The organism is Variovorax sp. MPBD4-3, from assembly GCF_058809745.1.
The window spans coordinates 36790-49714 of record NZ_JBXASW010000047.1 but is presented as its reverse complement, the minus strand read 5'-3'; the positions used below and the strand labels follow the sequence as shown (position 1 = coordinate 49714).

Here is a 12925-nt window from a genome sequence, read left to right as displayed (position 1 = left end):
CGACTGGGTGGCGAGCACGCTGCCGCCGCCACCACCGCCGCCACCGCCGCCCGGGTTCGAGCGGTTGTATCCGCCGGTGCCGCCGTTACCGCCGTTGCCGGCCGTGATCGTGGCGGTGACAGGAACGAAGCCGGTCCGGGCGGAACCGCCGCCGCCGCCGCCGCTGCCGTCCAGCCTGTCCGGGGTGAAGCCGCCCGCCGCCGAAGTACCGTTGGCTCCATTGGTGCCGAGGGCGCCGCCGACGGCGCCTGCGGCCGACTGATCGCCCTGCCCTCCATGGCCGCCCAGCCCGGTCGTGCTGCTGCCCACCGTTTGCCCCGCGCCGGAACTGCCGTTGACGAGGAAGCCACCGCCACCGCCGTCACCACCTGCGAACGATGGCCCCGCCAGCATCAGCAGAGATGCAGCACCCGCCGCCAGCGCCACCGCGCGTTGGCTCTTCTTGCCGCGGGCATGGGTGTTCTCCGAAACAGCCACCCAGGCGCCGAGCGCCGAGTTCCAGATGCTGCGATGAGCTTTGTTCATTGTTCTTTAACCTTTGAAAGGGGTTGCTGATGCACCAACGAAGTGCAAGTGGTCAGTGATTGTTTATTTTTGTTAACTAACTGCTTCCTGGATATAACCAATATTGGTTATTTGTTAACCTTTCGTGCTTCCGAAGTTTTCGGAAACTTCCGGAAATACAGCACGGCCCGGCGCGACAATCCGGCCCATGGCCACCTCTTCAGACCTCCCGCCCCTCAACCGCCAGTTCGTCGCCCACTTCGGCGAAATGGGCAGCAAATGGGGCATCAACCGCACCGTGGGGCAGATCTACGCGCTGATCTTTCTGTCCGAGCGCGCGCTCAACGCCGACGAAATTGCCGAGCTGCTCGAGTTCTCGCGCTCGAACGTCAGCATGGGCCTGAAGGAACTGCAGGCCTGGCGGCTGGTGCACCTGCGCCACCACCCGGGCGACCGACGCGAATACTTCGAGGCGCCTTCGGACGTGTGGGAAATCTTCCGCGTGCTGGCCGAGGAACGGCGCCGCCGCGAGATCGAGCCCACGCTGTCGATGCTGCGCAACGCCCTGCTGGAATCACCCACGAGCGATGCCGAGCGCCACGCGCAGGAGCGCATGCGCGAGATGCACGACCTGATCGACAGGCTGATGAAGTGGTTCGACGACGTTCAGCGGCTCGCGCCCGAGACCGCCATGAAACTCATGGGCATGGGCGCAACGGTGACCAAGGTGCTGACGCTCAAGGACCGCATCACGGGCGGCGGCGCGTCGAAAAAGAAAAATCCCGCGGCCGACTGAAGCCGTCGGGACCGCGGGATCCGCTGCGGATGGGCGGCACTGCCGCCCCGGAGGCTAGAGCCGCTCCTGTCCTTGCGACGATTCAGGCGTCTCAAGCTTGGCCTTGCGAACGGCATCGTCGTCCATGAGTTCGTACCACATGGCGTTGAGCACGGCGAAAGCGGCTGCCAGCGGCAGGCCGAGGATCCAGGCGAAGTACCACATACTTTTTCCTCCGTTCGTTCAGTAGGCGTGTCCGCTCTCGTCGCGGATGGCTTGTTCGTCGACCTTGCCCCAGAGCACGTGATAGACCCAGCTGGTGTAGGCCACGATGATGGGAATGAAGAAGGCCGTGACCACCAGCATGATGAACAGCGTGAGATGGCTCGACGACGAATCCCACACCGTGAGGCTCGCGCGCGGGTCGATCGACGACGGCAGGATGAACGGGAACATCGACGCGCCCACGCTCAGGATGATGCCGGCGATGCCGAGCGCCGCCGTCAGCAGCGCGAGCACCGGGCGGCGCAGCGCGAGGCCGAGCAAAGCGCCCAGCGCGCCGACGAAGCCGGCCGCCGGAGCCGCCAGCGTCCACGGATGCGCCGCGTAGTTGGCGGTCCATGCGCCGGCATGCAGCTCGACCGTCTTGAGCATCGGGTTGGACGGCCCCACCGCATCGATCACGCTGCTGATGCGATAGCCGCCGATGCTCGTGGCCAGCAGCACGCCGCCCAGCGCATACAGCGCGACGGTGAGCACGGCGGCAACCATGCCGTAGCTGCGCGCCCGCTCGGCCACCGGCCCCGCCGTCTTCAGCAGCAGCCACGCCGCGCCGTGCATCACCAGCATGGCCACCGACACCAGCCCGCACAAGATGGCGAACGGATTCAGCAGGCCGAAGAAGCCGCCGTCGTAGAAGATGTGCATGTCGTTGTCGAAGCGGAACGGCACGCCCTGCAGCACATTGCCCACGGCCACGCCGCAGATCAGCGCGGGCACGAAGCCGCTGAAGAACAGCACCCCGTCCCAGCGCGCGCGCCACTGCGGCGACTCGCGCTTGCTGCGGAACTTGAAGGCCACCGGCCGCAGGATCAGCGCCGTGAGAATCACGAACATCGCCAGGTAGAAGCCCGAGAACGACACGGCGTACAGCTGAGGCCATGCCGCGAAGACCGCGCCGCCGCCGAGGATCAGCCACACCTGGTTGCCTTCCCACACCGGACCCACGCTGTTGATCACGACGCGCCGCTCGATGTCGTTGCGCGCCGCAAAAGGCAGCAGCATGCCGCTGCCCAGGTCGAAGCCGTCGGTCACGGCAAAGCCCACCAGCAGCACGCCGATCAGCAGCCACCAGATGAAGCGCAGGGTGTCGTAGTCGAGGAGTGTGTGGAGTGTCATGCTGCGCTCCCTGCGGAAGGAGAAGGAATGGCCGCGCCCGCGTGGGCCGGCGGAATGTGCGAGAGCGTGTCGCCCTCGTCGGGCGCATGCTCGGCATCGGGCCCCTTGCGGATGGCCTTGAGCATCAGCTTCATCTCGATGATGAGCAGCGTGGTGTAGATCGCGATGAAGCCCGCCAGCGTGAGCAGCAGCGTCTTCACGCCGAGGTTCGACACGGCCACCGCGGTCGGCAGCACGCCTTCGATCACCCACGGCTGGCGCCCGAACTCCGCCACCAGCCAGCCCGACTCGATGGCGATCCACGGCAGCGGAATCGCGAACACCGCGAGCTTCAGCAGCCAGCGGTGGCTGTCGAGCTTACGGCACGCCGAGAGCACGAAGAAGGTGCCCGTCAGCAGGATCAGCAGCATGCCGATGCCCACCATCACGCGGAACAGCCAGAACAGCGGCGCCACCTGCGGCACGGTGTCCCACGCCGCCTTGGTGATCTGCTCGTCGGTGGCCTGGCGCGGGTCGTCCACGTAGCGCTTGAGCAGCAGCGCATAGCCCATGTTGATGCCGTTGTCCTCGAAGTCCCCGCGCACGCCCTGCGTCACCTTGCCGGTGCCGCCCGCCTCGCGGATCTTCTGCAGCGCGTCGTAGGCCTTCAGGCCCTCACGGATGCGGACCTCGGCGCGCTTCACCAACTCGTCGATGCCGGGCATCACCGTGTCGAGCGAGCGTGTGCCGATCAGTCCCATCACCCCGGGGATGTGGATGGCGTAGTGCGTCTCGCGCGCCTCCTGGTCGGGGAAGCCGATGACCGTGAAGGCGGCAGGCGCGGGTTGCGTTTCCCACATGGCCTCGATGGCGGCGAGCTTCATCTTCTGGTGTTCGCCCGAGAGGTAGCCGCTCTCGTCTCCGAGCACCGCCACCGACAGCGCGGCGGCCAGGCCGAAAGAGGCCGCAACCGTCATCGAGCGCTTGGCCAGTTCAAGGTGACGGCCCTTGAGCACGTACCAAGCCGACACGCCCAGCACGAACACCGCCGCGCACACATACCCCGCCGACACGGTGTGCACGAACTTGGCCTGCGCCACGGGGTTGGTCAGCACGGCGGCGAAGTCGGTCACTTCCATGCGCATGGTCTGCGGGTTGAAGGCCGCGCCCACCGGGTTCTGCATCCAGCCGTTGGCGATGAGAATCCACAGCGCCGAGAAGTTGGAGCCGATGGCCACGGCCCAGGTGGCGACCAGGTGGCCCACCTTCGAGAGCTTGTCCCAGCCGAAGAAGAACAGCCCGACGAAGGTCGCCTCCATGAAGAAGGCCATGAGCCCTTCGATGGCCAGCGGCGCGCCGAAGATGTCGCCGACGTAGTGGCTGTAGTAGCTCCAGTTCATGCCGAACTGGAACTCCATCACGATGCCGGTGGCCACGCCCATCGCGAAGTTGATGCCGAACAGCACGCCCCAGAATTTGGTCATGTCGCGCCAGATCACGCGCCCGGTCATCACGTAGACCGTCTCCATGATGGCGATGATGATCGAAAGCCCGAGCGTCAGCGGCACGAACAGGAAGTGATACAGCGCCGTGACGGCGAACTGCAGGCGCGATAGCGCAACGATGTCGAGGTCCATGAGATCTTCCTTTGTGTTCCCTGTTTTCTGTTTTTCTTCGGTTCAATCCGGGCGCAGGCCGCGCAGCACCGCATCGAAGGCATCGCTTCCGCGGCGCAGGTCGGCAACGATGCGGCCGTGCCGCATGCACACGAGCCGGTCGGCCAGCGCGGCCTCGCGGCGCAGGTGCGTGGCGATCAGCAGGGTGCGCGCTCCGGCGTGTTGCGCAAGGCGCTGCAGCACGTCGTGCGCGACGGCTGCGTCGAGCGCCTCGGTCGGTTCGTCGAGCAGCCACAGCGGCACGGGGCGCAGCAACAGGCGCGCCAGCGCGAGCCGGCGCGACTGGCCGCCGGAAAGGCCCAGGCCGCATTCGCCGAGACGGGTGTCGAGGCCGGTCGAGAGGGCACGCACATCGGCGTCGAGGCCGGCGGCTTGCAGCACGGCCCACAGGCGCTCGTCGCTTGCGGCGGGGTCGGCCAGGCGGAGGTTGTCGCGCAGGCTGTCCTGGAAGAGTTCGGTGCGCTGGGTCAGCAGGCAGGCCGGCTGTGCGCTCACATGGCCGGCTTGCGGCGTGAGTTCGGCGGCGACGGCGGCCAGCAACGTCGACTTGCCGGCACCGCTGGCGCCCACCAGTGCGACGCGCTCGCCGGCGCGCAAGGTCAGCGACACATCGCTCAAGACCTCCGTGCGGCTGCCGGGGTGCGTGACACTGACGTTCTTCAACTGCAGCGCGAAAGGCGCATCGCCTTCGGGCTTCGCCGTCGCCGTCGCCGTCGCCGTCGCCGCATCGTATTCTGAAGACGCCATGCGCGGTGCGAGGCGCCGCACCGCAAGCCAGGTGCGCGCGGCATCGAGCGCGCCACGGCGCAGCGCCGCGAAAGGCTCGGTCGCCGTGAGCGCCACCAGCAATGCCAGCGCAGCCGCCGGTGCGCCGATCAGGCCCTCGCTGACGAGCGTTCCAACGATGAGCAGCACGCCCACGAGGGTCAGCGTGCCCGCACTGCCGTAGGCGAAGCCGGAAGCGGCCTCCAGCCGGTTCAATGCGAGATCGGCCTTGGCGAGTTGCGCATCGGCGCGCATCAGCGCCTCGCGCTGCGCGTCGATGCGGCCTGCCATCACCAGGTCGGTCTGGCCCGCGACGAGATCGACCGCTTGAGCGCGCAAGGCTTCGATGGCGTGCGCGCGCCGAATGGCAGGCCGACGAGCGCGCCTCGCCACGAGCAAGGCAATGCCCCAGCCGCTGATCACCAGCCACAGCGCCAGCGCCGCGCCCAGCGCCGCATTCATGAAGCCGAGCACCACGCCCGCGAGCAACGCCGCGCCCAACGCCGCGGCAGCGGGCACCAGCAGGCGCAGGTAAAGCGATTCGAGCGCATCGATGTCCGACGTCAGGCGGAACAGCAGGCGCGCCGGACGCATCAGCAATGCGCGCGCCGCATCGGGCCCGGCCCAGCCACGGAACAGGCGCACGCGCAGCGCCGCAAGCACGCCGAAGGTCGCGTCGTGCGTGACGAGCCGCTCGCCGTAGCGCGAAGCCGTGCGGCCCAGTGCGAGCAGCCGGATCCCGGCCGAGGGCATGAACACGTCGAAGGTGAAAGCCGTGGCCGCATGCAGGCCGGCCAGTGCTGTGGCCGTGATGAACCAGCCGGAGAGGCCGAGCAGCGCCATGCCCGCAAGCACGGTGACGGCAGCAAGCAGGCCACCCAGCAGCAGCGCGCGGGGCTGTTCGGCGAAGAAGGGGCGCAGCACCAGACGCAGTTCGCGCCATTGCGCAGTGTTGGTTCTGCGGGCGCTCATGCGGCCTTCTCCATGACTTCGGCGCCGAGGCTCACCACGCGGTCCATGCGCGCCGCGAGCGCGGGGTCGTGCGTGGCGACGATCAGCGTCTTGCCGCGTGCCAGTTCGACCAGGGCGTCTGCCGCGCGGGCGGCGGTCTCGGAATCGAGGTGCGCGGTCGGCTCGTCGACCAGCAGAAGGTCGGCGTGCGGATGCACCGCGATGCGGGCTAGCGCGAGCCGCACGGCCTCACCCCCGGAAAGGCCGCGCCCGCCCTCGCCCAGCGCCGTGCCGGGATGCGCCTGCGCCACGGCGTCGAGCGAGGCGAAGCGCATGGCCTCGGCCACGCGGCGCGTGCCGACGTCCTCGCGGCCCAAGGCTACGTTGGCCTCTACCGATCCGGCAAAGACATGCGGCGCCTGTCCCATCCACGCCATGCGCTGGCGCAGCGCGGCGACCGTGTGATCGGTGAGCGGCACGCCGCCGATTGAGATCTCGCCGCGCGCCGCCGGCACGAGGCCCGCGAGCAGCGACAGCAAAGCCGTCTTGCCTGAGCCGCTGGGCCCGGCCAGCGCGATGTGTTCACCGGCTGCGACGCGAAGCTCCAGGCCGTCGAAGACCGGATTCGTTTCTCCCGGCCAGGAGAAATGCAGGCCGTGGACGGCGACGGCGGGTGCGGCGCCGGCGGCGCCCGTGGCCGCACGCTTGAGCGACGCGCTCGCGCCGGGCAGCGGCAGCGTGTTCTGCTGCAGCCCATCGAGCGCCTGCAGTGCCGCCTCGCCCGCCGCCCGGTCGTGCCACACCGCCGACAACTCGCGCAGCGGCTCGAAGAACGCCGGCGCCAGCAGCAGGACGAACAGCCCCTCGCCGAGGCTCAGCGTTCGCCCCCACGTGCCGAAGCCGAGCGAGCCCAGCAGGTGGAAGCCGACATATGCCGCCACCATCGCCACGCCCAGGGCCGAGAAAAGCTCCATCACGGCCGACGAGAGAAATGCGATGCGCAGCACCGACATCGTCCGCACGCGCAGCGACTGCGCGGCATCGCCGAGCCGGTGCGCCGTGGCGTCGACGGCATCGAGCGCGCGCAGGGTCGCCAGGCCGCGCAGGCGGTCGAGCAGGAAGGCGTTCATGCTGCCCATCTCGACCATCTGCGCCTCGCTCGCGGCCTTGGCGCGCCAGCCGACGATGGCCATGAAGATCGGGATCAGCGGCGCCGCGACCAGCAGCACCAGCGCAGCCACCCACGAGAAGCAGGCCACCGCGCCAAGAATGAAGACCGGCACGACCGTCGCGCGCCAACGCGCCGGCTGGTAGCGCACGAGGTAAGGCACCAGCGCCTCCGCCTGTTCCGCAAGCACGCTGGCGGCCTGGCCCGAAGGCGCGCGGCCCCGGTCCAGCGGAGATCCGTCGGCCAATGCCTCGGCCGTCTGCGCGCGCAGTGCGCTGAGCCGGGCCCGTGCGCGGCCGAAGGTCCGGCGTGCGCCCCAGGCCTCGCAGGCGGCGCGCAACAAGCCCAGCAGCAGGATCGCGCCGGCCGGCAGCCACACCGCGCGAAGGCCCTGCCCCGACGCCAGCCCCTGCACCGCCATCGCCAGCAGGGCCGCCTGCGGCAGCCAAAGCAGCGCGGCAGCGCCTTGCACCACCCCGCCGACGTCGGGCGACGCGAAAGCCTTCAACGGCGATCGGGGGTGCGAGTGCTGGGCCATTCCTTGTTTTCTTGGATTTTCAGTATTTACTGAAATTTCCACAATCATACCGGAGACGAGAGCCACTGACGAGCCCGCAGACTGCACGGTCCGGCGCTCGAACGCAACACGTTCGGGAAGATTCAGCCCGGGCGCCCGCGCGGAGCGCCCCGGGGCTAGTAAGAAACAGCTATTCCGCTGACCAGCAACGCGGCAAAAAGCATGAACACGCCGCGCCACGAGGCCGGGCGCGACTCGACCCAGCGGTACAGGAGCGCCGCCGCTGCGATCGACAGGGCAAAGGTCGCGACCAGGCCGGCCGCATCGAACCATGCGCCGTGCGGCCCGGCATTCGCCACCGCCGCGTTCATGGCGAGCAGCACCGGAAAGTGGATCAGGAACAGCGAATAAGACATGCGCCCCAGCCGCTGCAGCGGCACGGCCAGCGCCGGCCAATGCGCCGGCGACAACCAGTGCCGGCGCTGCGCGACCGCGATCAGCAGCGCCGTCACCAGGGCGGTGGCGATGCGGCTGCGCCAGTCGATGGCGAGCGCGCCCGCCCCCACCAGGGCCAGCAGCGCGACCGCGCCCTGCCAGGTGCTGAAGCGCGTGGCGCGGCCGATCCAGAACACCAGCATGCCCAGGCCGTAGGTGCCGAAGAAATAGAAAGCGGTGTCGTCCAGCCCCGCGTTGCGGTTGAACAGCGCGAGCGATGCCACGGCCAGCCCCAGCACCAGCGCCACGGGCAACCAGCGCGCCGACAGGCTCGCATGCACCGCGCCGGCGGGACGCTGCAGCAGCGTGGGCAGCCCGACCAGCGCAAGCGCGAGCGCGAACAGCTGGAAGTCGATGGCCACGTACCAGACACCGGTCGACAGCGACTCATAGCCCAGCAAGTCCTGCAGCAGCAGCCCGTGCGCCACCAGTTGCCCGAAGGTGGGCGCGGCGGGTACCACTTCCTCATCGAGCCACGGCCGCACGACCGCCGCAACGAGCACGCACACGGTGAGCGCGGCCAGGTACGGCATCACCAGCCGCCCGTAGCGCTGCAGGATCCGCGCTACCGGCCGGTCGACGCGCAGCATGCCGTCGGGCGCGAGGCTCGCCGCGGCCAGGAAGCCGGCGATCACCAGGAACACCTGCACCGCCAGCCGCCCCTCGTCGGACAGCCAGGCGAAGAAATCGGGCGCGAGCGCATACGCGCCGGCCGGCATGGGGCCGTAGCGCGACAGGTGGTGCCCGACGATCACGGCGCACGCAATGCCCTTTGCCGCATCGAGCAGCGGCATGCGTCCCGCCGATGGCGACGGCGCCGGGGCGACGGGCGCCGCGCCGTTCGCGACGGCGGTCAAAGCGCCAACCGCTGCCTTGCTTCCTGGTACTCGCGCTTGAGCTTCTCGATGAAGGCCGCGGCGCTGGCCACTTCGGTCACGGCGCCGATGCCCTGGCCCGAGCCCCAGATGTCTTTCCAGGCCTTGGCTTTGCTGCCGTCGCCGGTCGCGAAGTTCATGGTTTTGAGGTCGCCCTCGGGCAGGTTGGCCGGGTCCATGCCCGCCTTGACGATGCTCGGCGCGAGGTAGTTGCCGTGCACGCCGGTGAACAGGTTCGAATAGACGATGTCGTCGGAATTGCCGTCGACGATGGCCTGCTTGTATTCCTCGCTCGCGCGGGCTTCCTCGGTCGCGATGAACGCGGTGCCGATGTAGGCGAAGTCGGCACCCATGGCCTGCGCCGCGAGCACCGCGCCGCCGGTGGCGATGGAACCCGACAGCGCGATCGGGCCGTCGAACCACTGGCGAATCTCCTGCACCAGCGCGAACGGGCTCTTCACGCCCGCATGGCCGCCCGCACCGGCCGCCACGGCGATGATGCCGTCGGCGCCCTTCTCCACCGCCTTCTGCGCGAACTTGTTGTTGATGATGTCGTGCAGGGTGACGCCGCCGTAGCTGTGCACCGCGTCGTTCACGTCGGTGCGCGCACCCAGCGAGGTGATGACGATCGGCACCTTGTACTTCACGACCATCTCCATGTCGTGCTCGAGCCGGTCGTTACTCTTGTGCACGATCTGGTTGATGGCGAAGGGCGCCGCGGGCTTGTCGGGGTTGGCCTTGTTGTAGGCAGCCAGTTCTTCGGTGATCTCGATCAGCCACTCTTCAAGTTGCGCCGCGGGGCGCGCGTTGAGCGCGGGCATCGAGCCGACCACGCCCGCCTTGCATTGCGCAATCACGAGCTTGGGGTTGCTGATGATGAACAGCGGCGAGCCGATGATCGGCAGCGGCAGGTTCGCGAGTACGGGGGGCAGCTTGGACATGTCGTCTCCGGGAATGGGTTCGGTTTTATAAGAGAGAGAGGCCGCTGCAGCCCGTCAGATGGGCGACAGCGGCCGCGCGCGTCAGAACGCGTCGAGCGCGAGTGCCGTGACGCTCTCGGCGCCGTCGACGATGCTGTCGCGCATGCCCGGCACCTTGTTCAGGATGTGCTCGGCGTAGAAGCGCGCGGTGGCTACCTTGGCCAGCATGAAGTCGGTGTCGAAGCTGCGCGAGGCCAGGTCCTGCGCAATGATCAGCGAGCGCGCGAGCTGCCAGCCGGCCACCAGGTTGCCCGCGAGCATCAGGTAGGGCACGCTGCCGGCGAACACGGCGTTGGGCGATGCCTTGGTCTGCCCGGCCACGAAGTCGACCACTTCGACGAACGCCAGGCGCGCGGCCTTCAGGCGCTTGAGCACGGCAACCGCGGCGGGGTTGTCGCTCTTGGCCAGCTCGGCTTCGGTCTTCTCGATCTGCGCGGCAATCGCCTTGGCGGTCTGGCCGCCGTCGCGCGCGGTCTTGCGGCCCACGAGGTCGTTGGCCTGGATGGCGGTGGTGCCTTCGTAGATGGTGAGGATCTTCGCGTCGCGGTAGTACTGCGCGGCGCCGGTCTCCTCGATGAAGCCCATGCCGCCGTGCACCTGCACGCCGAGCGATGTCACTTCCAGGCTCATCTCGGTGCTGTAGCCCTTGACCAGCGGCACCATGAACTCATAGAAGGCCTGGTTCTGCTTGCGCGCGTCGGCGTCGGGATGGTGGTGCGCGGCGTCGTAGGCGGCGGCGGCCACGCTGGCCATCGCGCGGCAGCCTTCGGTGTAGGCGCGCATCGTCATCAGCATGCGCTTGACGTCGGGGTGGTGAATGATCGGTGCGCTGGCGTTGATGGAGCCGTCGACCGGGCGGCTCTGCACGCGGTCCTTGGCGTAGGCCACGGCGTGCTGGTAGGCGCGCTCGGCAATCGCGATGCCCTGCATGCCCACGGCGTAGCGCGCGGAGTTCATCATGATGAACATGTACTCGAGGCCGCGGTTCTCCTGGCCCACGAGGTAGCCGACGGCACCGCCGTTGTCGCCGTACTGCAGCACCGCGGTGGGCGATGCCTTGATGCCCATCTTGTGCTCGATGCTCACGCAGTGCACGTCGTTGCGCTCGCCCAGGGAGCCGTCCTTGTTCACGAGGAACTTGGGCACCACGAACAGGCTGATGCCCTTCACGCCTTCGGGCGCGCCGGTCACGCGCGCGAGCACCAGGTGCACGATGTTCTCGGCCATGTCGTGCTCACCGTAGGTGATGAAGATCTTGGTGCCGAACACCTTGTAGGTGCCGTCGGGCTGCGGCTCCGCGCGGCTGCGCACCATGGCCAGGTCGCTGCCGGCCTGCGGCTCGGTGAGGTTCATCGTGCCGGTCCACTGGCCGCTCACGAGCTTTTCGAGATACACCGCCTTCAGCTCGTCGGAGCCGGCCGTGAGCAGCGCCTCGATGGCGCCGTCGCTCAGCAGCGGGCACAGCGCGAAGCTCATGTTGGCCGAGTTCAGCATCTCGCCGCAGGCCGCGCCGATGGTCTTGGGCAGGCCCTGGCCGCCGAAGTCCGAAGGATGCTGCAGGCCCTGCCAGCCGCCAGACACGTACTGCGCAAAGGCTTCCTTGAAGCCCGGCGTGGTGGTGACGGCACCATCCTTGAACGACGAGGGGTTGCGGTCGCCCGCGATGTTCAGCGGCGCCACCACGTCCTGGTTGAAACGGGCGCACTCCTCGAGCACGGCCTGCGCGGTTTCGAGGCCGGCGTCCTCGAAGCCGGGCAGCTTGGCGATCTCGCCGATGTTGGCCAGGTGCTCGATGTCGAACAGCATGTCCTTGATGGGGGCGGTGTAGCTCATGTCTTGTCTCCAGATACAGCGGATACGAAAAGGGCATCGCGAACGATGCCCTCTGGCTCAGTGCGGCAACGCGATCAGAGCGCTTTCACCAGTTCCGGCACGGCCGTGAACAGGTCGGCCACCAGGCCGTAGTCGGCCACCGAGAAGATCGGTGCCTCTTCGTCCTTGTTGATCGCGACGATGACCTTCGAGTCCTTCATGCCGGCCAAGTGCTGGATGGCGCCCGAGATGCCCGCCGCGATGTACAGCTGCGGCGCGACGATCTTGCCCGTCTGGCCCACTTGCCAGTCGTTCGGTGCGTAGCCTGCGTCAACGGCTGCGCGGCTGGCGCCCAGGCCCGCGTTCAGCTTGTCGGCCAGCGGCGTCATCACTTCGGTGAACTTCTCTGCGCTGCCCAGCGCACGGCCACCGGAGACGATGATCTTGGCGGCGGTCAGTTCGGGGCGGTCGCTCTTGGTCACTTCACGGCCCACGAAGCTGCTCTTGCCGCTGTCGGCCACGCCTTCAGCGGTTTCGACGGTTGCGCTGCCACCGGTGGCGGCGGCTGCGTCGAAGCCGGTCGTGCGAACCGTGATCACCTTGGTGGCGTCGCTGCTCTGCACCGTGGCGATCGCATTGCCTGCGTAGATCGGGCGCTCGAAGGTGTCGGGGCTGTCGACCTTGGTGATGTCGCTGATCTGCGCCACGTCGAGCTTGGCGGCCACGCGCGGTGCGACGTTCTTGCCGTTGGCGGTCGAGGGGAACAGGATGTGGCTGTAGTTGGATGCGATCGCCAGCACCTGGGCTGCGACGTTCTCGGCGAGGTTCTCGGCCAGGCTGGGGCTGTCTGCCGCGATGACCTTGGTCACGCCTGCGATCTGGGCGGCTGCCTTGGCGGCTTCGGCGGCATTGGCGCCAGCCACCAGCACGTGCACTTCACCGCCGCAAGCCAGGGCGGCAGTCACGGTGTTGAGGGTGGCCGGCTTGATGCTGGCGTGGTCGTGTTCGGCAATAACAAGTGCGGTCATGT

General features: G+C 68.3%; 11 protein-coding genes. 1 reads left to right on the top strand and 10 read right to left on the bottom strand.

What is annotated here, in order from left to right:
* Window positions 1–525 (bottom strand): ESPR domain-containing protein (locus AC1RVW_RS23015; RefSeq protein ID WP_493202719.1); only part of this gene is annotated, 525 nt, incomplete at its 3' end.
* A gap of 187 nt (window positions 526–712) precedes the next feature.
* On the opposite strand from AC1RVW_RS23015, the gene AC1RVW_RS23010 reads away from it, so the two are divergent.
* On the top strand, window positions 713–1300 hold the full coding sequence (locus AC1RVW_RS23010) for a GbsR/MarR family transcriptional regulator (protein ID WP_106934007.1): 588 nt from the start codon (window positions 713–715) through the stop codon (window positions 1298–1300).
* 54 nt (window positions 1301–1354) lie between these two features.
* On the opposite strand, the gene cydX is transcribed toward AC1RVW_RS23010, so the two are convergent.
* From cydX to AC1RVW_RS22965, 9 genes are all read right to left on the bottom strand, one after another.
* Entirely contained in the window at window positions 1355–1504 is a 150-nt protein-coding gene (gene cydX, locus AC1RVW_RS23005; RefSeq protein WP_081267010.1) for a cytochrome bd-I oxidase subunit CydX, read from the bottom strand.
* 18 nt (window positions 1505–1522) lie between these two features.
* On the bottom strand, window positions 1523–2677 hold the full coding sequence (gene cydB, locus AC1RVW_RS23000; protein WP_493202717.1) for a cytochrome d ubiquinol oxidase subunit II: 1155 nt from the start codon (window positions 2675–2677) through the stop codon (window positions 1523–1525).
* Window positions 2674–4293, bottom strand: a complete 1620-nt coding sequence (locus tag AC1RVW_RS22995; RefSeq protein WP_493202715.1) for a cytochrome ubiquinol oxidase subunit I — start codon at window positions 4291–4293, stop codon at window positions 2674–2676. Before AC1RVW_RS22995 ends, cydB begins: the two co-directional genes overlap by 4 nt.
* 42 nt (window positions 4294–4335) lie before the next feature.
* A complete protein-coding gene (gene cydC / locus AC1RVW_RS22990) occupies window positions 4336–6069 on the bottom strand; it encodes a thiol reductant ABC exporter subunit CydC (protein ID WP_493202712.1) in 1734 nt (577 codons plus the stop codon).
* A complete protein-coding gene (gene cydD, locus AC1RVW_RS22985; protein WP_493202710.1) occupies window positions 6066–7754 on the bottom strand; it encodes a thiol reductant ABC exporter subunit CydD in 1689 nt (562 codons plus the stop codon). Before cydD ends, cydC begins: the two co-directional genes overlap by 4 nt.
* Window positions 7755–7909: 155 nt before the next feature.
* Window positions 7910–9022 (bottom strand): acyltransferase family protein, encoded by a 1113-nt coding sequence (locus AC1RVW_RS22980; protein ID WP_493202721.1) that lies wholly within the window; start codon window positions 9020–9022, stop codon window positions 7910–7912.
* Between the two features lie 59 nt (window positions 9023–9081).
* Window positions 9082–10044, bottom strand: coding sequence for an NAD(P)H-dependent flavin oxidoreductase (locus tag AC1RVW_RS22975; RefSeq protein ID WP_081267004.1), 963 nt, complete (start codon window positions 10042–10044; stop codon window positions 9082–9084).
* Between the two features lie 81 nt (window positions 10045–10125).
* Window positions 10126–11916: an acyl-CoA dehydrogenase gene (locus AC1RVW_RS22970; RefSeq protein ID WP_493202708.1), complete on the bottom strand. Its 1791-nt coding sequence runs from the start codon at window positions 11914–11916 to the stop codon at window positions 10126–10128.
* 74 nt (window positions 11917–11990) lie between these two features.
* Entirely contained in the window at window positions 11991–12923 is a 933-nt protein-coding gene (locus AC1RVW_RS22965; RefSeq protein ID WP_106934000.1) for an electron transfer flavoprotein subunit alpha/FixB family protein, read from the bottom strand.
* Window positions 12924–12925: the final 2 nt, after the last annotated feature.

What these genes read in the sequence shown, in the direction of transcription:
- AC1RVW_RS23010 (WP_106934007.1), top strand. Translation starts at nt 713, where the DNA reads ATGGCCACCTCTTCAGACCTCCCGCCCCTCAACCGCCAGTTCGTCGCC.
- cydX (WP_081267010.1), bottom strand. Translation starts at nt 1,504, where the DNA reads ATGTGGTACTTCGCCTGGATCCTCGGCCTGCCGCTGGCAGCCGCTTTC.
- cydB (WP_493202717.1), bottom strand. Translation starts at nt 2,677, where the DNA reads ATGACACTCCACACACTCCTCGACTACGACACCCTGCGCTTCATCTGG.
- AC1RVW_RS22995 (WP_493202715.1), bottom strand. Translation starts at nt 4,293, where the DNA reads ATGGACCTCGACATCGTTGCGCTATCGCGCCTGCAGTTCGCCGTCACG.
- cydC (WP_493202712.1), bottom strand. Translation starts at nt 6,069, where the DNA reads ATGAGCGCCCGCAGAACCAACACTGCGCAATGGCGCGAACTGCGTCTG.
- cydD (WP_493202710.1), bottom strand. Translation starts at nt 7,754, where the DNA reads ATGGCCCAGCACTCGCACCCCCGATCGCCGTTGAAGGCTTTCGCGTCG.
- AC1RVW_RS22980 (WP_493202721.1), bottom strand. Translation starts at nt 9,022, where the DNA reads ATGCCGCTGCTCGATGCGGCAAAGGGCATTGCGTGCGCCGTGATCGTC.
- AC1RVW_RS22975 (WP_081267004.1), bottom strand. Translation starts at nt 10,044, where the DNA reads ATGTCCAAGCTGCCCCCCGTACTCGCGAACCTGCCGCTGCCGATCATC.
- AC1RVW_RS22970 (WP_493202708.1), bottom strand. Translation starts at nt 11,916, where the DNA reads ATGAGCTACACCGCCCCCATCAAGGACATGCTGTTCGACATCGAGCAC.
- AC1RVW_RS22965 (WP_106934000.1), bottom strand. Translation starts at nt 12,923, where the DNA reads ATGACCGCACTTGTTATTGCCGAACACGACCACGCCAGCATCAAGCCG.